This is a genomic window from Flavobacterium sp. 40-81 (assembly GCF_001898245.1).
In the GTDB taxonomy this organism is placed as follows: Bacteria; Bacteroidota; Bacteroidia; order Flavobacteriales; family Flavobacteriaceae; genus Flavobacterium; species Flavobacterium inviolabile.
Window position 1 is genome coordinate 33,566 of record NZ_MKTM01000020.1, and the last position, 22,355, is coordinate 55,920.

Annotated in this window: 24 protein-coding genes; 15 read left to right on the forward strand and 9 right to left on the reverse strand. The window is 41.1% G+C overall.

What is annotated here, in order from left to right; genetic code table 11:
• The first annotated feature begins 132 nt into the window (after positions 1-132).
• Complete coding sequence (locus BGO42_RS06625) at positions 133-804, forward strand: HAD family hydrolase (RefSeq protein WP_177733299.1); 672 nt, start codon at positions 133-135, stop codon at positions 802-804.
• Between the two features lie 34 nt (positions 805-838).
• On the opposite strand, the gene BGO42_RS06630 is transcribed toward BGO42_RS06625, so the two are convergent.
• Positions 839-2,125 carry a cryptochrome/photolyase family protein gene (locus BGO42_RS06630; protein ID WP_273246081.1) on the reverse strand — a complete coding sequence of 429 codons (1,287 nt, stop codon included), beginning with the start codon at positions 2,123-2,125 and terminating at the stop codon, positions 839-841.
• A 10-nt stretch (positions 2,126-2,135) separates the two neighbouring features.
• Entirely contained in the window at positions 2,136-2,624 is a 489-nt protein-coding gene (locus tag BGO42_RS06635) for an SRPBCC family protein (protein WP_273246083.1), read from the reverse strand.
• A 134-nt stretch (positions 2,625-2,758) separates the two neighbouring features.
• Here BGO42_RS06635 and BGO42_RS06640 point away from each other — a divergent pair, with 134 nt between their 5' ends.
• The 6 genes from BGO42_RS06640 (at position 2,759) to BGO42_RS06665 (ending at position 8,491) form a co-directional block, all read left to right on the forward strand.
• The gene (locus tag BGO42_RS06640) at positions 2,759-3,604 is read left to right on the forward strand and encodes a DUF2911 domain-containing protein (protein WP_177733304.1); all 846 of its coding nucleotides are present in this window, start codon (positions 2,759-2,761) and stop codon (positions 3,602-3,604) included.
• Between the two features lie 164 nt (positions 3,605-3,768).
• On the forward strand, positions 3,769-4,335 hold the full coding sequence (locus BGO42_RS06645; protein ID WP_273246084.1) for an RNA polymerase sigma factor: 567 nt from the start codon (positions 3,769-3,771) through the stop codon (positions 4,333-4,335).
• Positions 4,332-4,874: an anti-sigma factor gene (locus BGO42_RS06650; RefSeq protein ID WP_273246086.1), complete on the forward strand. Its 543-nt coding sequence runs from the start codon at positions 4,332-4,334 to the stop codon at positions 4,872-4,874. Before BGO42_RS06645 ends, BGO42_RS06650 begins: the two co-directional genes overlap by 4 nt.
• Positions 4,855-5,913 carry a hypothetical protein gene (locus BGO42_RS06655; protein WP_273246087.1) on the forward strand — a complete coding sequence of 353 codons (1,059 nt, stop codon included), beginning with the start codon at positions 4,855-4,857 and terminating at the stop codon, positions 5,911-5,913. The genes BGO42_RS06650 and BGO42_RS06655 overlap by 20 nt, the downstream gene beginning before the upstream one ends.
• A gap of 84 nt (positions 5,914-5,997) precedes the next feature.
• Positions 5,998-6,126 (forward strand): hypothetical protein, encoded by a 129-nt coding sequence (locus BGO42_RS06660; RefSeq protein WP_273246089.1) that lies wholly within the window; start codon positions 5,998-6,000, stop codon positions 6,124-6,126.
• Positions 6,127-6,148: 22 nt separating this feature from the next.
• Positions 6,149-8,491 (forward strand): outer membrane beta-barrel family protein, encoded by a 2,343-nt coding sequence (locus BGO42_RS06665; RefSeq protein ID WP_273246091.1) that lies wholly within the window; start codon positions 6,149-6,151, stop codon positions 8,489-8,491.
• A gap of 46 nt (positions 8,492-8,537) precedes the next feature.
• Here the strand turns inward: BGO42_RS06665 and BGO42_RS06670 are convergent, their stop codons facing one another.
• From BGO42_RS06670 to BGO42_RS06680, 3 genes are read right to left on the reverse strand one after another with little or no spacing between them, the layout of a single operon-like run.
• Entirely contained in the window at positions 8,538-9,506 is a 969-nt protein-coding gene (locus tag BGO42_RS06670; RefSeq protein ID WP_273246092.1) for a hypothetical protein, read from the reverse strand.
• Positions 9,507-9,509: 3 nt separating this feature from the next.
• Complete coding sequence (locus tag BGO42_RS06675; protein ID WP_177733316.1) at positions 9,510-9,824, reverse strand: DUF3817 domain-containing protein; 315 nt, start codon at positions 9,822-9,824, stop codon at positions 9,510-9,512.
• A 3-nt stretch (positions 9,825-9,827) separates the two neighbouring features.
• Positions 9,828-10,292 (reverse strand): hypothetical protein, encoded by a 465-nt coding sequence (locus tag BGO42_RS06680; protein WP_273246093.1) that lies wholly within the window; start codon positions 10,290-10,292, stop codon positions 9,828-9,830.
• Between the two features lie 164 nt (positions 10,293-10,456).
• Here BGO42_RS06680 and BGO42_RS06685 point away from each other — a divergent pair, with 164 nt between their 5' ends.
• The gene (locus BGO42_RS06685) at positions 10,457-11,758 is read left to right on the forward strand and encodes an Ig-like domain-containing domain (protein ID WP_273246094.1); all 1,302 of its coding nucleotides are present in this window, start codon (positions 10,457-10,459) and stop codon (positions 11,756-11,758) included.
• Positions 11,759-11,767: 9 nt separating this feature from the next.
• Positions 11,768-12,610 (forward strand): polysaccharide deacetylase family protein, encoded by an 843-nt coding sequence (locus tag BGO42_RS06690; protein ID WP_273246096.1) that lies wholly within the window; start codon positions 11,768-11,770, stop codon positions 12,608-12,610.
• Here the strand turns inward: BGO42_RS06690 and BGO42_RS06695 are convergent, their stop codons facing one another.
• Positions 12,611-13,213: a TetR family transcriptional regulator gene (locus BGO42_RS06695; RefSeq protein WP_273246098.1), complete on the reverse strand. Its 603-nt coding sequence runs from the start codon at positions 13,211-13,213 to the stop codon at positions 12,611-12,613.
• A 323-nt stretch (positions 13,214-13,536) separates the two neighbouring features.
• Positions 13,537-13,731: a cold-shock protein gene (locus BGO42_RS06700; RefSeq protein ID WP_177733326.1), complete on the reverse strand. Its 195-nt coding sequence runs from the start codon at positions 13,729-13,731 to the stop codon at positions 13,537-13,539.
• A 230-nt stretch (positions 13,732-13,961) separates the two neighbouring features.
• On the opposite strand from BGO42_RS06700, the gene BGO42_RS06705 reads away from it, so the two are divergent.
• The gene (locus BGO42_RS06705) at positions 13,962-14,684 is read left to right on the forward strand and encodes a pseudouridine synthase (protein WP_177733328.1); all 723 of its coding nucleotides are present in this window, start codon (positions 13,962-13,964) and stop codon (positions 14,682-14,684) included.
• Between the two features lie 52 nt (positions 14,685-14,736).
• Here BGO42_RS06705 and BGO42_RS06710 read toward each other — a convergent pair whose 3' ends face one another.
• Positions 14,737-14,877 carry a hypothetical protein gene (locus BGO42_RS06710; protein ID WP_177733329.1) on the reverse strand — a complete coding sequence of 47 codons (141 nt, stop codon included), beginning with the start codon at positions 14,875-14,877 and terminating at the stop codon, positions 14,737-14,739.
• A gap of 189 nt (positions 14,878-15,066) precedes the next feature.
• Between BGO42_RS06710 and BGO42_RS06715 the strand changes: the two genes are divergently transcribed.
• The 4 genes from BGO42_RS06715 (at position 15,067) to BGO42_RS06730 (ending at position 19,569) form a co-directional block, all read left to right on the forward strand.
• Complete coding sequence (locus tag BGO42_RS06715) at positions 15,067-15,609, forward strand: helix-turn-helix domain-containing protein (protein ID WP_273246101.1); 543 nt, start codon at positions 15,067-15,069, stop codon at positions 15,607-15,609.
• Positions 15,610-15,697: 88 nt separating this feature from the next.
• Entirely contained in the window at positions 15,698-16,636 is a 939-nt protein-coding gene (locus tag BGO42_RS06720; RefSeq protein WP_273246102.1) for a hypothetical protein, read from the forward strand.
• A 299-nt stretch (positions 16,637-16,935) separates the two neighbouring features.
• Positions 16,936-17,751, forward strand: a complete 816-nt coding sequence (locus tag BGO42_RS06725; RefSeq protein WP_502686360.1) for an alpha/beta hydrolase — start codon at positions 16,936-16,938, stop codon at positions 17,749-17,751.
• Between the two features lie 177 nt (positions 17,752-17,928).
• Positions 17,929-19,569, forward strand: coding sequence for a patatin-like phospholipase family protein (locus tag BGO42_RS06730; RefSeq protein WP_273246105.1), 1,641 nt, complete (start codon positions 17,929-17,931; stop codon positions 19,567-19,569).
• On the opposite strand, the gene BGO42_RS06735 is transcribed toward BGO42_RS06730, so the two are convergent.
• Positions 19,570-20,571 carry an alpha/beta hydrolase gene (locus BGO42_RS06735; protein WP_177733339.1) on the reverse strand — a complete coding sequence of 334 codons (1,002 nt, stop codon included), beginning with the start codon at positions 20,569-20,571 and terminating at the stop codon, positions 19,570-19,572.
• Positions 20,572-20,806: 235 nt separating this feature from the next.
• Here BGO42_RS06735 and cls point away from each other — a divergent pair, with 235 nt between their 5' ends.
• The gene (gene cls, locus BGO42_RS06740) at positions 20,807-22,282 is read left to right on the forward strand and encodes a cardiolipin synthase (RefSeq protein WP_286748964.1); all 1,476 of its coding nucleotides are present in this window, start codon (positions 20,807-20,809) and stop codon (positions 22,280-22,282) included.
• Positions 22,283-22,355 lie beyond the last annotated feature (73 nt).

A 22,355-nucleotide genomic window follows, 5' to 3' on the forward strand; every position in this document is an offset into this window, starting at 1 on the left:
CATTTTCAGCCGAAAATCGTTTGGAAGTGTTATTATTCAGCCGGATAGAACCGTTATAAAAACGGATTGTTCGCTTCCGCTTTGGAAAAATAAAACAATAAGCCGTACTTTTGCACAAACAACGACAACACAATGATTAAAACAGTGATTTTTGATATGGACGGCGTAATCGTAGATACGGAACCGGTTCATAAATATGCTTACTACAAACATTTTTCAGAATTGGGAATCGCAGTCTCAGAAGAAATGTATGCCACTTTTACCGGGAATTCCACCCGTAATGTTTTCCAGAAATTAAAAGATGCTTTCGGTTTGCCGCACGATGTGGAAGAACTGATCCTTCGGAAACGTTTTTTATTCAACGATGCTTTCGATACTAAGGAAGATTTAGAACTGATTGAAGGAGTGCGTAAATTAATCGTGGATCTTCATGGAAACGGGATGCAGCTTATTTTGGCATCTTCAGCTTCCAAAGGTACTATTGAAAGGGTTTTTAACCGTTTTGAACTGCATCCGTATTTTACACATACGGTGAGCGGAGAGGATTTTCCGAAATCGAAACCGCATCCGGCCATTTTTCTGCATGCCGCTTCGTTATCGGTGGCGCCAAAAGAAAACTGTATCGTTATTGAAGACAGTACCAATGGGGTAAGAGCTTCCAAAGCGGCAGATATTTTCTGTCTGGCCTATAACAGTGCCAATTCCAAACTTCAGGATTTAACAGAAGCCGATTTTGAAATCAACCATTTTGATGAGATCAATTTTGAAACGGTGAAAGGGATAAAAAACAGGATCGTTTTATAGAATAACAGGTATTGAGCCGTGGACTAATGTAAAATTATCCCACGGCTTTTTTATAGACGCTAAGGCATTTTTCCCGTGCCTCTTTATGGTCGACTATCGGTTTGGGATAAAGAGAGGTTTCCAGCTCCGGGATCCATTTTTTTATGTATTTCAAATCCGGATCAAATTTTTTGATCTGTTCGGTGGGATTGAAGATCCTGAAATACGGAGCGGCATCAACACCGGAGCCCGCTGCCCATTGCCAGTTGCCGACATTGCTGGATTGTTCGTAGTCCAGTAAATGCTGTGCAAAATAGGTTTCGCCCCATTTCCAGTCTATCAGCAGGTGTTTGCATAAAAAGCTGGCAACAATCATGCGTACGCGGTTGTGCATGTGGCCGGTGGCATTCAGTTCCCGCATTCCGGCATCAACAAAAGGATAACCGGTTTTTCCCTCACACCATTTTTGAAACAGAACTTCATTGTTTTCCCAAACAACAGCATCGTATTTTTCCCGGAAACTGCGGTTTACCGTATGTGGAAAATGCCACAGGATCTGCATGAAAAATTCACGCCAGATCAGCTCGTTTAAAAAAGTTTCATAACGGCTTTCGGACGCTTTTTGAACCATTTTCCGGATGCTTACCGCTCCAAAACGCAGATAGGTTCCCAGCATTGACGTTCCTGAAACAGCAGGAAAGTTGCGGGTAGCTTCGTAATGGTCAATTAATTTTTCGGAAATATCAAAAGGGCTTACCGTAATAGCCGATTTTTTAAATCCAATGTCCTCCAGACTTAAAAACGGATAGGCGTGGATGCTAATGTTGTCCAGATAGTCTTCAGAAGGATACCGGGACAATTGAATGCCGCGGAATTTTTCTTTCCATTTTTTGGAATAGGGAGTGTACACCACATAAGGCGTTCCGTCGTCTTTAACCACCTCATTTTTTTCAAAAATAACCTGGTCTTTACTGGTTTTAAAAGCAATATGGTGTTCTTTTAGCAGGCTATAGATTTCCATATCCCTTTTTCGTGCCAGCGGCTCATAATCATGATTGGTATAGACGCTGCTGATGTTATGACTGGCAATAAGTGTTTGAAAAACCGCCTGCGGCTTTCCGTGAAATACTGCCAGGGATTTTCCTTTCTTTAGGAGCTGTTCCTGGATTTTAGACAAAAGGGCGTGTATAAAAGTTACGCGGGCATCGTCTTCCGGCAGCTGGGTAAGGATATCAGGATCAAAAATAAAAACAGGGAGTACCTGTTCCCCGCTGTTGAGTGCGTGGAACAAACCGATATTGTCTTCCAGTCGTAAATCTCTTCTGAACCAAAAAATAGTCATATATAATTTGTTATAACCTTGATGTTTTAATATTCGGATCGTATTCCCCGAAGCGCTTGATTAATGCAGCTTTCCGGTAATCGAAAATAGCTTTCAGTCTGGGTTTTACGATAAGCGGATGAAACGATTCGCCTAAAACACCAAAAGGAACCTGATAATGTACTACGTCTTCCATTTCAACGCCGCCTTCAATGGCTTTGAAAAAATGTTTGTGGTGCCAAAACTTATAAGGACCAAACCGCTGTTCGTCCACAAAGAAGCTTTTTTCCTGAACATGTGTGATTTCGGTAACCCATTGCATCGTTATTAAGGGAAAAGGAGAAATCCGGTAATGGATGATCTGTCCGGCAAACATTTTTTGCTTATCTCCGGATAGGGTCCGGAATTTCATGTTATCCGGTGTAATCACATTCAGATTGCCCGGATCTGAAAAGAAATCCCAGGCTTCATCCACTGTAATGGGAAGCTTTTGTTTGGTATGTAAGGTATAAAGTCTCATACTTTTTTGGTAAAAGTACAACTGTTTAATTTTTTTAGGAAATCGTTAAACAGCATTTTTTTCTTTTAAATTAAAATTAACATTTTAAGTGTTAATTTTTAGTAAATTCGTTCGCTAATAAACAGACAATAGTTATGAGAAAAATTTTTATAACTGCAGCATTTTTTATGGCAACTTTAGCCATTGAAGCGCAGGTAAAAGCACCACAAGCGAGTCCAAAAGCAGAATTGGAACAAGTAGTTGGTTTGACCCAGGTGGAGTTGGATTATTCCCGTCCAAGTTCAAAAGGGAGAGCAGTATTCGGAGAATTGGTTCCTTACGGAAAGATATGGAGAACCGGAGCAAACGCGAATACGACGATCTCTTTTAGTGATGATGTTGTAATTGACGGTAAAACGTTGAAAAAAGGAAAATATGCCCTTTATACACTGCCAAAAGCGGATTCATGGGATGTGATTTTTTACACTTCAACAGATAACTGGGGGAATCCTGAAAAATGGGATGAGTCTAAAGTAGCGTTGCGTACAACGGTAAAACCGGAAACGTTAGGCCGAAAAGTAGAAACTTTTACTATTGCGGTAAACAACCTGGATAACGACTATGCTAACCTTGAAATTTCATGGGAAAAAACATTGGTAGCCGTTAAGTTTGAAGTACCTACACAAAAAATAGCCGCTAAGAGCATCGAAAATGTTTTAGCAGGTCCAACAGAGAATGATTATTTCTCAGCAGCTCAGTACTATTACCAATCCAATGGTGATATGAACAAAGCTTTAGGATGGGTTAACAAAGCTATTGAAATGAAAAAAGAACCACCTTTCTGGTATTTGCGTTTGAAATCATTGGTTCAGGCGAAACTGGGCGATAAAAAAGGCGCTATTGATACAGCAAAATTATCGTTGGCAGGTGCTGAAAAAGAAAACAATGGTGACTATGTTAAGATGAACAAGGATTCTATCCTGGAATGGTCTAAAAAATAAGTATTGTTATCACGATACGATGAAAGCCGGCTTAGTGCCGGCTTTTTTTATGCGCTATAATTTGAGGAGATAGTGGTATCTTTTTAATATTGATACTATTTTGCATATTATTTTCTGAAAAGTGTAACATTTCAAAAAAAGTACTGTCTTTATATAAAAACCTGATGCTTTCATTGGAAACGAAACCAAACGATATCGACAATTTAATTATACGCTGCCAGAACGGAAGCCGGGGTGCCCAATTTGAAATTTACAATCGGTTTTATAAAGCGATGTACAATACGGCCTATCGTATTGTGAAGGATGAGCATTGGGCGGAAGACATTATGCAGGAATCGTTTCTGAGTGCCTTCCTGAATATGGACGCATATAAAAAGGAAGTTTCTTTTGGAGCCTGGCTTAAAAAGATTGTCGTGAACAAGAGTATCGACAATTACAAAAAGAGGCATAAAATGGCAACGGAAGCATTGCATCCGGTGTTGAATAAAGTAGAAGACATTCCGGACGATAACACGCAAATGGATTACAGCAGCCTGAAAGCACAACAGGTTATGAAAACAATTCAGTCACTGCAGGACAATTACAGGATCGCTTTAACGCTGTTTCTGATAGAAGGATATGATCAGGAAGAAATCAGCCAGATCATGGGAATAACAGAAATGAACTGCCGGACAATGATTAGCAGGGCAAAAGATAAATTACGAATAAAACTAAATGAAGCCGTAAGATGAAAGAGGAAAAAGACAACTTAACAACGCTGTTTAAACAGTTGGAAAAAGACTGGGATTTTGAAGAACCGGAATCAGGACACCAGGAGCGTTTTTTTGATAAGATACAACAGAAAAAGAAAACCAGATATTGGATGCCGGTAACTGTAGCGGCTTCCGTTATCCTGTGTATAGGGTCATATTTTATGTATTATCAGCACCAGACTCCGGCAGCAAAAGAATGGGCAGATACTTCTCCGAAAGTACAGGAAATACATTTCTATTTTACAGCGATCATTGACAATGAATTGGAAAAAGTAACGGAACGCGATACGCCCGAAAACAAAAAAATCATAGCTGATGCGATTATACAGATGCAAAAACTGGATAGCGATTATGAAAAAATTAAGCTCGAGCTTCTTCATAATGGTGAAAACAAGCAGCTGATTTTTGCAATGCTCACCAATCTGAAAACAAGAATATCCTTTTTGGAAGATGTATTGCATCAAATAGACAATAATAATAAACTAAATAAGAAAACACATGAAAACAATATGCTCTAAAATAATGCTGTTTCTTTTAATAGTACCGTCTTTCCTTATTGCAGGTAATGGCAATCCGGGTAAATACAGCAAAGAAAAAAAGATTGAAAAAACATATTTAGTAAACCCGGATGCCCATCTGGAAGTCAGCAACAGTTTTGGAAACATTTATGTGACGACCTGGAATGAGGCTAAAACGGCCATTGAAGTATTCATTAAGGTTAGCGGCAACAACGAAGCGGCCGTTAACAAAAGAATAGAGGCAATCCGTATTGATCTGGAAGCTTTGAAAAACAGGATAACGGCCACAACGGTTCTGGATAAAATGGGTGAAAGCAAATCCAATTTGAGTATCGAAATCAATTATACGATTAAAATTCCCAAAAACGGAAGCGTAAAACTGGCAAACAAATTTGGCAATATAACGGTCGATAAACTGCTGGCAGAAGCAAATATCAACTGTCGTTACGGTAAGCTTACGGCTAATGAACTGCTTGGCAGCCGCAACACTATCGAGATAAGCTATTCCAGTGCTTCAACTATCGGTTACCTGAAAGAAGGTGTGCTGACAGCCAATTATTCGGATTTTACACTGAATAAATCCGATAAATTAAACCTGGTGAATAACTATACGCAGGCAAAAATCAAAGAGGTCAATGTACTGGATTTTAAATCAAAGTACGGCGGGCTTACTATTGGCAGTGCCGACCTGGTTAAAGGGGATGGTGATTACACAACAATGGTTTTCGGACAGCTTTCAAAAGATATCGCGCTTACGTCCGATTACGGGCAGATAACGATTAATGGGATAGAAGCAAAAGCGAATAATGTGAGCATAATTTCCAGATATACCGGAATTACAATCGGTCATGCCGATAACTATCCTTTTAATTATAATTTTGAGCTCACGTATGCCGATTTAACGGACAATTCCGATCTGGATGCCAACAAAACAACGGTTAAAAATACGACTACCTATACCGGATTTTACAAGAAAAGCGGTGCCAACACGATGACGATTAAATCTACTTACGGCAACGTAAAAATCATGAAAATGTAAGCGTAAATTACGACAGCCTTAAACAGGCCAACCCTTCGTTGTTAACCCTGATAGTTTCCTGTTTTTTAAGAACATCCGTTCCGGATGCGGGAAACTATTGCCGGTGCCGAAACAACAGGACTACACCATGTACCCTCTTTTGATAAAGAACAGGACAGGAAGACTATTGCCGTAAAACAACTAAAAAGCTGTTTCGAAGCGGAACAGCCGTAACCTCAAAAAATCAAAACAAAATATGCGTCTACTTTTTATTGTAATAGCCCTTGTTACTGTTTGGAGTAGGGCACAAGCCCAATATACGGTTTCCGGAAGAATTGCCGGTTCAGTCGATCTGGCGGAAATTCTGCTCCAAACAAACGACAGCCTGATCGTAAAAAAAGAATTCTCCGATGAAAAAGGCAATTTTAAAATAATAGCAGCTGAAGGCAATTATACGCTTAAAATTAACCGGCTTGGCAAAACGGTTTACCACAGCCCACTGCAGCTGGACAAGAATATCGATTTAGGCGACCTGAAAATTGGAAATACAGAAGTATTACAGGAGGTAGTGATCGAAAAGAAGAAAAAACTCATCGAACGGAAAGTGGACCGGCTGGTTTTTAATGTCGAAAACAGCGTTGCTTCCCTGGGAATGGATGCCACACAGGCTTTGAGCAATACCCCGATGGTAAAAGTAGATGCGAATAACGGGATTTCGATTGTCGGGAAAAGCGGTGTTTCGGTTATGGTCAACGACCGGATGCTTAACCTTTCGGGAAGTGAACTGGTCAATTACCTGCAATCACTCCGTTCAGAGAATATTGCCAAAATAGAAGTGATCACAACGCCTCCGGCAAAATATGAAGCCCAGGGAAATAGCGGAATCATTAATATTATCCTTAAAAAGAATCCGGTTTTGGGATGGAGCGGGAATGTATCGTCCACCTATGTGCGCAAAACGTTCAACGGTTATATAAACATTGCAGCCTTGAATTACCAGTCGGAGCGGTTCAGTACTTCGTTAAAGCTGCGGCATTACGACCGTAAAAAGAAATCGGTAGAACGAACCAGTGTTCAGGGCGATAATTCCGTTTACAGTACGGATGTCCGGGAAGATATGAATAAGGGAATAGGGGGAAATCTGAGCCTGGATTATACGCTGTCTGAAAAATCTAAAATAGGCGCTATTTATGATTTTAATATGGGGAAACTCAATATGGATATTCATAATGCGTCCATTTATAAAACCGGAAGCGAGACAGATTCACTGCTGACAACCAATTCGCAACACCGCTATAATGTTCCGTCGCATACGCTGAGTGTATTTTATGAACAAAAACTGGATACTTTAGGCAAAAAGCTAAACATTACCGGGAATTATTTTTCCAATATTCCGGATAACAAAATAAACTTCCGGACACTGAATACACAAACGGAGCAAAGCACAACCGTTCGCAATTACAGCGTCATTGATTATGCCATCTGGTCCGGTCAGGCCGATCTGGTATTGCCATACGACTGGGTCAATCTGGAAACCGGAACAAAATATACACTATTCCGGAATGCTTCCGATATTCAGTATTTCAACTTTTTACAGCATGAATATGTACTGGATCCGAACAACAGCAACCTGTTTCGTTACAACGAGCAAAATCTGGCAGGCTATCTCAGTATGCATAAAAACTTCAGTGAGCAGTGGTCGGCAAAAGCGGGGCTGCGTTATGAATATTCCATTATTGAAGGCTTGACGCCGGCAACAGGAGAGAAAACAACAAAGCATTACGGGAAATGGTTTCCGTCGCTATATGTGGTTTACAAACCCACTAATAATCACGCACTTTCGGTTAATTATTCCAGACGGATTAACAGGCCGTTTTTCAGAGCATTGAACCCATACCGCTGGTATTCCAATACCTATACTTATGCAGAAGGAAATCCGTTGTTGCAGCCGTCCTATAACGACAATATAGAATTGGGCTATTCGTTTAAAAATAAACTATCGTTTACGCTTTACCAGCAATTCAGTGACGATAATTACGGACAGGTAGTAAACTTTAATGACGGCTATAAAATTGTAGGCTACCAGAATTATTTCCGCGAAAGCAAAACCGGGTTAACGGTGAATTATGTTGATACGTTTTTCAGCCTCTGGGAAAGTTCCGTAAATCTGAATACCTATCACACCCAAACGAAAGGGCTATATGCTGACATTGTGGGGCAGCAGTCGTTTTCCTTTTACTATACGACCAATAATACGATAACGCTGAATAAGGACAAAACCATGTTCCTGTTGCTTAATTTCTGGCAGGCATTACCGTACACCTATGGAAATTCCTATATAAAAGGTTCCTATGAGTTTTCTCCCGGTTTAAAAATGGCGCTATTGGATAAAAAGTTACAGGTTAATGCCGTTATAAACGATGTATTCCGTTCCGACAGAGGCAGAGGAAATACCACCTATACAACCATCAGCACAACATACGATAACTATTATGACGGGCGGACACTAACGCTGAGTGCTACCTACAACTTTGGTAACAACAAAGTAAAAGGCGCTACAAGCAACATTAAGTTTGACGAAAAAAACAGGGCAAATTAACAATAAGAGTTTTCAATCATCAATCAAATCAAATCAAAACCTGTTTTTAATTATTTAGGCTTTTAATGTAGTTTTTCACGAGTGTCAGCCCTGCGGTATCGGTAACGGTGGTTCCTAATTTAGGCATGTGGAAATCCCCTTTGGTTTCCATACGGTAAATAATATTGAGTTTGTTTATGGCAATACCGCTTTTCCCGAAAGGAACGGCATAGTCCAGTTTTAGTGTCTGATTACCGGCCATTCCACCCGGATTGTGGCAGTGGGCACAATTGAGGTCCATATACGCCCGGGCACGTTGTTCCAACGGAATGCCGGTATCGTTATAATTGGGTAATGCGGTAATTTTTGGGGAAGCAGTGGTATTGTTTAGCAAACCTTTGGCCTGCAGTACATCCAGTTGGTTGTGCTGTTTTCCATCCAGCATTACCAGCCGGTTGAGGTTGCGTATTTTCGGACCGATTGGCAGTAAAACATCGCCAGCACGATGGCAGGAAGTACAGGCTGTGGCCGACGGAATCTGGTAGTTAATCACTGTGTCGTCAGCCAGGTTTACGGTTACGGTAGCACCTTGTGTAATCAGGAATGCTTCCGTTTGTTCGCGGTTCCATTGGTAGGTAACCGCATTCCATTTGGAATTTTTAAGCAGTAAAATACGGGTTTCGATCAGTTGTCTTTTGCTGTTGGCCAACGGGTAATAAAATGTTTTGGCAAGCAATGTCCCTTCCGGAAATAGAGGAAGTCCGTCGTCTTTAACAACTAGTTTTGTTCCTTTTGGGAGCCGTATAAGCCGTTGTTTTTCGGCATGATCGGTAAACAAGGTAGCCGAAAGTTCCAGTACTTCCAAACCTTCAGCCGGGGTTAAAAGCGACATCGGACCGGCAAACAGCTGTAAAGCCGACAGTTTTTTCGGGAAGGCATAGCTGTTTTGAATGGGGCGGGAGCCCCGTACACTAAAGTAGGTAACGGTAACACTAAAAAGCAGCAATAACACGACAACCCATTTGGCATTTTTCATGGCTTAATCGGTATCTTTTATTTTGCGAAGCAGGGTGTGGTCAATATAAAATGTGCCAAACGGAATAACACAGGCGAGTAAAACTTTCCAGGTGGTTTCCCGGAAGGTCCATTTTTGCTGGACGCCAACGCTTAAGACATTGAACACAAAAAGAAGAAATAAAGCCCCGTGAATCGGACCTAAGGTTTTTGACAGTTCCGGATGGTTTAGAAAATATTTAAAAGGAACGGCGATAAAAACTAATGCCAAAAGACTAATGCCTTCCAGGAAAGCAATGATCCGTAAACGGCCGATAGCGGATTTGAAATAGTGCAGCATGATTTAAAAAGGTCTTAAAAGTGGTCGGTTGGCTAAAGGCGAAAAAGGCCATGGAATAGCAATGAAGATAATCACAAGGGCTATGAAAAACCAAACGAGCATCGTTTTGAATTTGTCCCGGTCTGCTGTTACTCTTTTTGCTTTGGCAGAACCGATGGAGATAAAAACGATGGCAAAAAACATCAGGACAATATGAATAGCACCAAAAAACAGTGCTTCGATGGTCAGCTTATCCGTTTTGTAGGTATCATAAAAATAGGTCACAAACGGACTTTGGGTATACAGCAGCATCCCGATTGCCAACTGGATATGGGAAAGCGTTGCGGTCCAGTGCCGGATCGCATTGTCGGTTTTGGTGAACACCGTTTGTTTGTAATAACCTGTAAACGATCTGAAAAGGGCGAGTAATAAGGCGAACAAAACCAGCCATCGGAACAGGGAATGAAATTGTAGTAATAAAGTATACATCACCGTTGTTTTTATATGGTGACAAATGTAAATAAAAAAACATACTAATTGGTATGTTTTTAAAAAAGATTCATTTTCAAATAATGGAATTCAGCGCAATTTGTTTGTGCTTAGCATAATTCCTGTTATATTTAGGAACCTTTTAAACAGCAATCAGCAACAGTATGGCAAAACGGAAATTAGCAGTATTTTTTTTCTTTTTATGGGCAGTAATGGCAGCACAGGATAATAAAACAACAATTATCGCCACTGATGTTACCAACTTCTGGAATGCCTACGATAAAATAACGGCAACAACAGACAGCGTTAAGCAGTATGATATACTGCAAAAAATGTATTTTGATAAAGGAACCGAAGGCCTGAAAAACATAATGCAGGCAAGGCGTTATACTGCTAAAGACTATATAAAGGCAATAAACAATTATCCTGAGTTCTGGAAATCGATCCGGAAAAACACCCTTCAAACAAAAAAGCTGGCTTCGGAGATTGAGCATGACATCGCCAGGCTAAAAGCAGCTTATCCGGCTTTGCGCCCGGTTCCGGTCTATTTTACAATAGGAGCTTTCCGCACCAATGGTACAATTTTGGACAATACGGTATTGATTGGCAGTGAAATGGCCCTGGCAGATAAGGCTACCGTGATTAGTGAGCTGCCGGAAAACCTGCATTATTTTTATAAAACGTTTACGCCGATTAAAGAAATAGGTCTGTTGTGTACGCATGAGTATGTGCATACCCAGCAAAAAACACTAACGGGCAGCTTATTATACTATTGCCTGTATGAAGGTGTAGCGGAATTTGTTTCGACAAAAGTAACCGGAAAACCTGCTGCCACACCAGCCATCGCTTTTGGAAAAAAGCATGAAAAAGCGGTCCGGGAACAGTTTGAAAAGGAGATGCAGGTAATGGACAACACCTATAACTGGATTTGGGGCATAAACCAAAACGACTTAAAAGAAAGGGATCTGGGTTATTATATCGGCTACGCGATATGCGAGCGCTATTATGAAATGGCGGCAGACAAAAAACAGGCGCTTAAAGAAATGATAGAACTGGATTATACCCATGAGAAAGAAGTAGCTGCTTTTGTGGATAAAACAAAATTCTTTTCCCGCACTTTAGCGCAGATGGAAACGGATTATGACAACGCACGGCCGCAGGTTGTCAGCGTCACCCCGTTTTCAGACGGAAGTAAAAATGTAAGCCCCGGACCGGTTCGCATTACCCTTCACTTTTCGGAGGTCATGCATAAAAATTTCAGGGGATTCGATTTCGGCCCGTTGGGAGAAGAACATGTTTTGCGGGTGGCCAATGTTATCGGATTTTCGGAGGATGGAAAGTCATTTACCTTTGAAGCCGATCTAAAACCCGGGAAACACTATCAATCCTATGCAACCAGCCGTTTCAGAACAGTTGACGGTATTCGCTTAAAACCGTATCTGATAGACATACAGACCGCTGAATAAATTTGAGATATGAAGAAAAATATAGTCATTGCCTTTCTGTTATTCATTCCGGTAGCCGCCTGCCTGGCACAATCCGGCATTTATACCAATACCGTTTTTCTCCGTCAACTGTATCAGGACAAGTCTTACCTGAGGGAAAAAGACTGTATCAGTACTGTTTTCCGTAATGCTTTACCCGGTCATTGGGGAGAATTTGTAAAAGGCGTAGACGAAGACCTGGTTACCCGGCAAAAAATACTGGCTTTAACCTTTGATGCCTGCGGCGGACCGCATGGCGATGATTTTGATAAAGAACTCATTGCCTTTTTAGAACGGGAAAAAATTCCGGCAACCCTATTTGTTTCCGGAAAATGGACCGATGCCAATCTGGAAACCCTGAAACAGCTAAGCAAAAATCCGCTTTTTGAAATTGAAAACCACGGACTGAATCACCGTCCCTGTTCGGTTGACGGGGAAAGTGAATATGGAATAAAGGGCACACCCGATGTTCCGGATGCTTTTGATGAAATAGAAGCAAATGCCCGAAAAATAAAAGCAATTACCGGAAGACGTCCTGTTTTTTACCGTTCGGCTACAGCCTATACCGATGAATCCTGTGCGAAAATTGCCCGTTGCCTTCATACGACCATCATCAGTTTTGATGTACTTTCCGGTGATGCGATCCCTTTTTCGCCGGTAAAAACAATTGTCAATAATGTCCTGACTACCGTAAAACCGGGTGCCATTATCATCATGCATTTTAACCGTCCGAAATGGAATACGTATGAAGCGCTGAAAGTAATCGTGCCGGAACTCAAAAAACAAGGCTATTCTTTTGCACAGCTAAAAGACTATCCGCTCAAAGGACGATAATTAGTTTTGAATGGCTGGTTTCAGACTGTCTAAATAAGCTTTTAACTGGTCGAGGTAGCTGTTGTAATAACTTCTTCCGCCTATTTTTCCCAGGTTGCGGATACCGCCATAGCCCGAAATGATAAAAACGGCAACCTGTTCGGCATTGGTTTCCGGTTTAATAAGCTGCCTGCTTTTTGCTTTATCAATGCTGGTTACGATAGCCGCTTTCCAGTCGGACATTAAAAGGGAAAGCGCTTTGTTGAATGTCTCGCTTAACGGGGCAATTTCTTCAATCAGGTTAATGGCAGGACAGCCGTATTTCACATCAAAAAAAGTAGTATCCTGCAGCAGATTCGTCATCATCAAATAGATCTCGTCCATTGGATGTTCTGCTTCAATGAGCGGCCTGATCATAATGGTATGCATTTCCGGACGCATGTGTTCCCGGATCAGTGCCAGTGCCATTTCTTCTTTGCTTTTAAAATGATAATAAAAAGCCCCTTTGGTAACCTGTGTTGTAGCCAGTATCTCATCAATACTGGTTGCCTGATAACCTTGCCGGTAAATCAGATCAAACGATTTCTGAAGAATGGTCATTCGGGTATTCGCAGCTTTCGACATAAGATACTGATTGGTATGATTTGACGAAGGTAGTATAAAATTACCGGGGACTCAAAAAAACCGGCAGTATTCATAAACGCTGTCCGGCGGATTATTTCCAGAAAGGTTTTGTCTTCAGGTGTTTGGTATCCCAGTTTTTTTCATTGCGGAAATAATGCTGCAAAGCGATGCAGGCTTCCGGATGACCGGTAATATAAGCAAAGGGCAAAGGGCAAAAAGCAAAAGGTAAAAGGCAAAAAGCAAGGGGCAAGCCGGAGCTATATACTAATAAAAAAACCTCATCGCTTGTATGAGGTTTTTTTGTACTGGTGTCCTTTATAAATCTAGTTAATTAGTTTTACATTAGTTGCCGTTGGTCCTTTTTTACCGGTTTCGACTGTGAAGGATACTTTGTCATCTTCTTTAATACGGTCAATTAACCCTGTAGAGTGTACAAAGCATTCTTTATTCTCATCATCGTGTTTGATGAATCCATACCCTTTTTCTTCATTGAAAAATTTTACTGTACCTGTAATCATTGTGCTGTTTTTTAAAAATTATAATGGTAAATCTAAATATAAAAATTAACAAATTGTTACGTATAATTACGGAATTCGACAAAAATCAGAATTTATTTTTTTAGAGCTATTCGGGCATATAATTGGGTGGGACAGCTATTACGGAACGGTTAGCTGTATTTTAATTCATCATGGCTTTTGGGAGGCATTCTGAAAAAAACGCTTACTTTTGAACGGTTTTTTATACGATTATGTTAGAGATTATTTACCAGGACGATTATTTAGTGGCAATCAACAAACCGCACGGGCTTTTGGTGCACCAGTCTCCTATTGCAAGGGATGCTTCCGAATTTGCGATTCAGCTGCTGCGGGATCAGATCGGCAAAAAAGTATATCCTGTTCATAGGATTGACCGTAAAACGTCCGGCATATTGCTTTTTGCACTGGATAAGGAAGTAAATAAAAGTCTGACGGAACAGCTCACCTTAAAAACCGTTGAAAAAAAGTACTGGGCCATCGTGAGAGGGTTTACTCCGGAGGAATTGCACATCGACTATCCGTTATATAAAGACAACGGTGTGCTACAGGAAGCACAGACTACCATCAAAACGCTGGCACAAACAGTATTGCCCATTCCGTCCGGAAAACACGATACTTCCCGGTATTCCTTTATAGAGGCTTCCCCGTTAACCGGTAGAATGCACCAGATCCGCAAACACCTGGCGCATGTTTTACACCCGATTATCGGCGACCGTCCTCACGGCTGTAACAAGCAAAACAAGATATGGCTTGAAAAATTTGAAATGAATACGATGCTGTTGCATGCTCAAAAACTGGTTTTTACACATCCTGTTACAACTAAAGAAGTGGTGCTTACCGCCCGTCCGCATAAAGAATTTCTAAGATCGGCCGGTATATTGGGTTTTGAAATGGATAAAACCGGTGGGGTTACTGCTGCAGTATCAGAAAATTAATTGCAATTACGCAAAGTTTTCACAACTTTGCGTAGCAGATTACTTAAACCTTTTAATCTTTAGGTTTATGTTTATGAGGTTTTAAAGTAGGATGCTTTGGCTTGTTGTCCGGTGTAACACGCTGTCTTTTATCATCCTTTCCTTCTTCTGTTTTTCTTTTTGGTCCGGGTTTAATTGCTTGGATTGTTTCCATGATACTTGTTTTTATGTACTATTAATATTATTACGCAATGCCAAATAAAAGCAAATAAATCGCTGTGTAATTACGGGAAACCATAATTCAATCATACTAACAAACCTGTGGATTTTCAATATTTTATTTAGTTTTGCTAAGCAACACTACAAGTAGCGGAAAGTTTATAAAAACCGATCTCTATAAAAAATGAAGAATAGGATTAAAATTTTGAGAGAAGAGAGAAATATGACTCAAAATGAACTTGCCGAAAAGTCAGGGCTTTCCCTGCGAACCATCCAGCGGATTGAAGCCGGGAATGCTCTCAAAGGGTTTACCTTAAAAGCAATAGCCCGATCATTGGAAACCGAACCCGAAAAGCTGCTTGCCGGTAGCGATGAAAATACCGGAATTGACAGGGCAAAATTAATTAACCTTTCGGCTTTATCGGGTCTTGTACTGCCATTTGGCGGGGTGATATTGCCTTTGATTTTAACCTACAAAACAAAGGACGCAAAAAATAAAGAACTGGGAAAAAACATCGTCAGTATTCAGATCCTGCTGAGCCTGATTACTTCTGTCCTGATGATCGTCAGTCCGTTTGTTCAAAAAGCATTAGGACTAAAATTCCCGCTGTTTATCCTCTTTTTAATTGCATTTCTTTGTCTGAAACTATGGGTAGTCATCAAAAACGGCATCAGTCTGAATCAAAAAAATGATTTGTGTATCCGGTTGAAAAACAGTTTTTTATAAATGATGTCATAAAGATGTCGTAAAAATGGCGTAATGTTTTTACCGTAAAACTGAATGGTAATGCTGAATCTTGCAAAAAAATAGCAGCATGAAAACATTCAGAAAAATAGCATTGGCTATCGTTATCATTATCGTATTATCCCTATCAGGAGGGTATCTTTATTTTGAAAAAAAGTTTGCACCGCCTGAAAATTACCTAAGTGTTTCCGGGTTTACAAAAAACGTGGTAATACGGTGGGTTGCTGCCGACGGGAATCCTTATGCCGCCATGCTGCTACCCGTTCAGCTCGCCGGGATGGACCAGACATTTTATATGCAATTGGATTCGGGTTCCCCAACGACGGTGTTTTATAAAAAAACATTGGCATCTTTACCGGCAAAATTCCGGAATCAGCTTCAGGGACATAAGAACCCGAACGAAATTTCAACAGGTTTTAACATTGGGAACATGCAGGTGGCTTCGGATCGTTTTACAGTATTGGATTATGGTAATAAGATTGATATTGAGCATCCGGATACCGATAATATCATCGGAACCATCGGAACCGATTTGTTGGAAAAACGGACAATTGTACTGGATTTTAAAAACAGTTTATGTTCCTTCACCGCAGACATCCGGGATGGTGAATTTACCGGATTGGAATTTAAAAAACGCAGGATTATATTTCCGGCGACAATCGGAAATGAAAGCCTGAAATTGCTTTACGATTCGGGAACCAGCGGCTATGAGCTGATTACGAATAAAAAGGAATGGGAAAGCTATAAAACACCGAATGGAAAAATAAAGACAGAAAAAGGCAATTCCTGGGGGAATATACTAACCGTTAGATCCGCTCCTGCAGCTCTCAAAATAAAAATAGGGAACCGGGAGCTGAAGCTTTCCGAAGTGACCTATATAGAAGGAACATCGGCAATGCAGAACTTTTTAATGAAAAGATCCGGAATGCAGGGAATGACCGGGAATAAACTTTTTATAAACCACAAACTGATTTTAGACTGTAAAAACAAAAAATTTAAAGTGGAATAACGGTTTGAGCTGTATTTTGTAAAAACAAGTCAGGAATCAAAAGGATATATTCAGTGCTTTTCTTTAGATTTGTTTTATAGCCGGTTTAAAGGCAGCATCCTAAAAAATAAACAAGTACTGCTCTCAAAAAAGGAGTGTAAAAAAAAGAATATTATGCGATTTTTCTTAGTATTGCAGGAATAATAGCGATATATTTTTTTTCTGTTATGAAAGGAAAAAATACCTGAGAAAGAAAAAACCACTGGCAATTAGTTTTTTTAGGCATAGTAAAATTAAAAACCGCGATAAACAATAAAAATATGAATATGAAAATTTTATATGGTATTTTGCTGATATGCACTGTACTGACAGGTTGTGGCAATGTTTCACAACAGGATCCTGTTCCGGCTCACGATAGTTTTACGATGCCTTCTAAACAAGTTGGCGAAACAAGAACGATTAATGTCTGGACGCCGGCAACCTATAAGACCGATACGATTTCATTGCCGGTTATGTATATGGCAGATGGTGGTTTAAAGGAAGATTTTCCGCATATAGCCAATACCATTGCGGCACTTGTAGCAGCTAAGGCTATTCCGCCGGTAATTCTGGTAGGGATTGAAAACACGCAGCGGGCAAGAGATCTGACCGGGCCAACCGAAGTAGCAAAAGATAAAGAAATAGCCCCGGTTGTAGGCGGTTCAGAAAAATTCAGAGCCTTTATAAATGATGAATTGTTTCCGGAAATAGACAAACGCTATCGGACTTCCGGTAAAAAAGGAATACTTGGCGAGTCGGCATCAGGACTTTTTGTAGTGGAGACATTTTTCCTGAAACCCGAAATGTTCGACTATTATATCGCCTTTGACCCGTCATTGTGGTGGAACAATCATGCTTTGGTAAGGACTTCAAAAGAACATTTGGCTAAGTTCCCGCCAACGGCAAAAAGATTTTGGTTTGCCGGTTCGGATGCCGCGGATATTGCCCCTTATACAAAGGAATTGTCGGATATTTTAAAAAGGGAAAATCCTGCCGGTATAAAATGGAACTATGCCGACGAACCAACAGAAACACACAAAACAATTTTCAGGGCAACAAAAGAAAAAGCGATAAAATGGACGTTGGGCAGCAATTAAAAAAGCATAATAACAGAATCAGCATTACGTTTTAATACGCTAAAATAGTTTGTCAGATATCAGAATTTGTGTTTTTATTTTAAAAGCGAACCCTTTTAGTTATTATTCTTTCGGAACCCTAAAAAAAGTTTGTTCGTTTTATGCTAAAGAGTAACTTTAGCAGGCTAAAATAAAAATATGAAAAACATTGCGCTTGCTTTTTCAGGTGGCGGCTTTAGAGCGGCAGCCTATAGTTTAGGGTGTCTGTCGTACCTGAACCGTGTACCGTTTGACGGAAAACCCTTATTGCACAATGTGACTTATATTTCTTCGACTTCCGGCGGCAGTATTACAAATTTACTGTACAGCGCTTTTCTGTTTGAGAAAAAACCGTTTGAGGCCTTTTATAAATTCCTGTCCGAAAAATTGGATGGGGATACCCTTTTGGGGGAAGCTGTTAAAACCTTGGGCGACCGGTCGCAATGGAAAGACCGGCCGCAAAAAAGCGTTAACCTGATCAATGCTTTCAGCCTCGTATATGATCAATTGCTGGAAGGAAGAACTTTTGGCTTGTTTTCGCATCCCGATCCGGCCACACATCTGGAAGAGATCTGTATCAATGCGACGGAATTTTCGAACGGTTTGCCGTTTCGCTTTCAGTCGCAAAACCGGACCGAAGGTTTTTCGAACGGGAAGATCGGGAACCGCTATATTTATTTTAAACCGAAGAGCAGGGAAATGGCTTATAAAATGAAGCTCGCCGATATATTAGCCTGTTCGTCCTGTTTCCCTTCCGGATTTGAACCGATGATTTTTCCGAACGATTTTACCTATGCCGGCATTGATACGGCAAGTCTGGAAGATGCCATCACCTATAAAGAAAACGAATATACCCTTGACGACTATAATAGTGCCGACTTTTTTAAGAATAAAAATTTTGAAAAAAAGCAGTTTGGCATTATGGATGGCGGTATTACCGATAACCAGGGAATCGGATCCTTTTTAAAAGCCGACCAGCGGAGAAGTAAAGAGAAAAAATTTGACCTGTTTATCAGTTGCGACGTCAGCAGCTATTTAATGGATGCCTATACCTTACCGGTGTATACCCGCCGATGGTATAACGATTTCACGCTGCAAAAACTGGGGTATTGGGTTTTAGGGATTGGTTCCGTTTTACCGCTCATGCTGCTGTTTCTGGATGACTGGAAACCCTGGCACTATGTGGTGGGAACCTTAACCGGAATTTTTAGTGCGGTGGTATTGGGATATGGCTTCTCCTTTCTGGTAAAAGCCGTTTCCGATGAAAAAGAAAGCTCCGGTTCCTGGAACACCGTTTTTAGAAAATATAAAAGTGTCTTTTTCCGGCTGCGGTTTGATATCCTGAAACAAATGGTATTGTCGCGGGCAAAATCAGTATTCATCCTGGCGAATGATGTTTACCTGAAACAGATCCGGAGAATGTACTATGAAGGACTTTTTTCCAATAAAAAATACAGAAGTAAAGTAATTCAGAATACAATTTATGATCTGAGCAGTGCCAAATTTCCACCGGAAGCCAAATCCAGTGATTCGCTGCATCCCTCTCCAAAAATGATAGCGGTAGCCGAAAAAGCCCGTACCATGAGCACTACTTTATGGTTTGATAAAAAACATCAGGCAGAAAAACGAAAAGAATGTATTATTGCTACCGGGCAGTTCACCACCTGCTATAACCTGCTGCATTATATAAAAGAGATGGATATAACTTTAAAAACGGATGCTGTATTACAGCTGGAGCGCACTTTGCTGCAGGATTACGAAGCTTTTAAAGAAAACCCTTTCTGGCTGATGGAAGCCTGATCAGGGCTGTTCGTTAATAAACGCCGCCGTACGTTCCAATGCCAGCTTACCGGCTTCCGTGTCCAGATCAAACTGGTATTCGTGCGGCAGCTTCGGTGTGTAAGTTTTCGGAAAAAACAGGCTGTCTACCGTTACGCCAAGCCGGCCAAGATGCTGGGCGAGTACCTGCGATTGCAATAGCAGACTGTCGCCGTTTCCGGCAGAAATAAATGTCGCCGGGAAATCTTTGGTTACATAACGGTTCACGGAGGCCAGTGCAAAATCGGGATGGGTAGTAAAATCTTTAGTACCGCAGTAGGCCCATAAAATTGATTTTGCCAGTCCGTTAAACCCGGTTTCTATATCAATTTTACCAAGATCATAAGGACCACAATACAACAATACGCCGGTTAAGGCTTTTTGGGCGATAGCCGGTTTTATCCCCATACCCGCAGCATATGCCGGTGAGGTACAGATTGCCGCCAGCTGGGCAGTGATATGCGCACCGGCAGAATCACCGGCCAGTACCATTCGGTTGGGAGTAATGTGCAGCTGCCGGCTGTTTTGAAGCAGGTAGCCTAAAGCAGTATTGAGCTGTTTTACCGGTGTGGGATAATGAGCAGCCGGAGCTAAGGCATAATCGATCGCAACGACCGTAAACCCTTTTGAAGCCAGAATCTTACAGTAATTGGCAAGCTGTTCCTTATTCCCGGATAACCATCCGCCGCCATGTGTCCAGACAATGGTGGCCGATGACGAAGCTGCCGCCGGATAGTAAACATCCAGCCGGGCATCACTGTCCGCAGCATCATATTGCCGGTTGTACAAGGCGGTAATACCGGCAGGGACATATTTTTCGAGGTTTCCGGACTTTTTTTCGGCTCCGGCATCAAAAGCATAACGGAGTACCAAAGCTGTCGGCCAGGGACTGACTTTATAAGCGGTATAGCCTATGATTCCGAGCAGCAGCAGCGTACTGAGTAAGCGGAACAGCAATTTTTTAAGATGGAATCCCTTTTTCATAACAGCAGGAATTTAAAGTCTGGCGAATGTTATTATCCGGTAGCCGTTTTCAATTAATTGATCTTCCAAAACACTTTTACGGACGACATTATATTGGATTCTAGCGGCTTAGGGCTTCTTTTTAATCAGGAAAGAAAAGCTCCTGTCAAATATAAACAATTCTGTTTTTCCTGTTAAAATTTGTGGCTCTAAATAAAAGGAACTACATTTAATAGTGAATTTTAGAGAATCTCAAATGAGTATCGATTTCTGGACGACACATTGGAGTAGCCTGCTGCTGGCAATTTACTATTTAATAGTATTTGCTGTTTGCTGTATCGTGATCTATAATACCAAGTCGCCGGCAAAAGCATCGGCCTACCTGTTACTGGTGACCTTTTTACCGGTAGCCGGAATTTTTGTGTATTTCTCTTTCGGATTTAACTACCGCAAACGCGAGATCTATTCCAAAAAAATAATCAGGGATGACAACCTGCTTCATCAGGTTATCCGGGCGATTAATGATAATTCCATAAAGATTCTGAATGAGAATAGTGCGGTTTTCGGCAATTTCGACAGGGTTGCCAGGATGATCCTGAAAAATGAAAACAGCCTGGTATCCGACAATAATAAGATTGATCTGCTGATTAACGGAGAACAGAAATTTCCACGGCTGAAAGAAGATTTGCAGCAGGCAAAACACAACATCCACCTGGAATATTACATTTATGAAGATGATATTATCGGAAATGAGATTGCGGCCATTTTAATCCAAAAGGCGGCCGAAGGTGTAAATGTCCGTTTTGTATATGATGCTTTCGGAAGTTCCGGAATTAAAAAATTGGCCGGGCGCCTGCGGGCAAACGGTGTAGAGGTATATCCGTTTTATAAGATCATTTTTTCACTGCTGGCCAATCGGGTCAATAACCGGAACCACCGGAAAATTGTGGTTATTGACGGCCGGATCGGTTATGTGGGTGGTATCAATATCAGTGATAAATACAGCAACGAAAGACGTCTTGAAAATGACCTTTACTGGCGGGATATGAGCATCCGGATTGAAGGAACGGGTGTTTACAACCTGCAATATACTTTCCTGAGCGACTGGAATTTTGCTTCGGGACAATCCTTACAACCGGAAGAAGCCTTTTTTCCGGCGGGTTTAAACCGGGAAAATTTCGGGGATAAGATTGTTCAGACCGTTGTGAGCGGAGCCGATTCTAAAATACCATCCATCATGTTGTCGATGGCGCAGTGTATCGCCATTTCCAGGAAAGAAGTGTTTTTAACCTCGCCCTATTTTATTCCGGATGAAACGATACTGAATGCGATAAAAGTTGCCAGCCTTAGCGGTGTGGATGTCAAAGTACTGGTTCCCGGAATTTCCGACTCCCGTATTGTCAATGCGGCTTCCAGTTCCTACTATAAAGAGCTGCTGGAATCGGGTGTGGAAGTGTACCGCTATCAAAAAGGATTTGTACATGCCAAAACAATGGTTTGCGACAGTCAGCTGAGTATGGTGGGCTCTGCCAATATGGATTTCAGAAGCTTTGATCTGAATTTTGAAGCCAATGCCATTATTTACGATCCGGAACTCTCTGGAGTACTGCGGGAACAGTTTTTAAAGGATCTGGAAGATGCCGAGAAAATCGATCCTTACCAATGGCGCAGGCGCTCCAAAATGGAAAAGTTTAAAGAGCGGTTGGTACGATTGGCAGCACCTTTAATGTAAAAAAATGCGGTATCGTTTTTTAGCTGTTAAAAAAAAGGAAGATTAACAGTGTTACTATTAATAAAAGATAAGG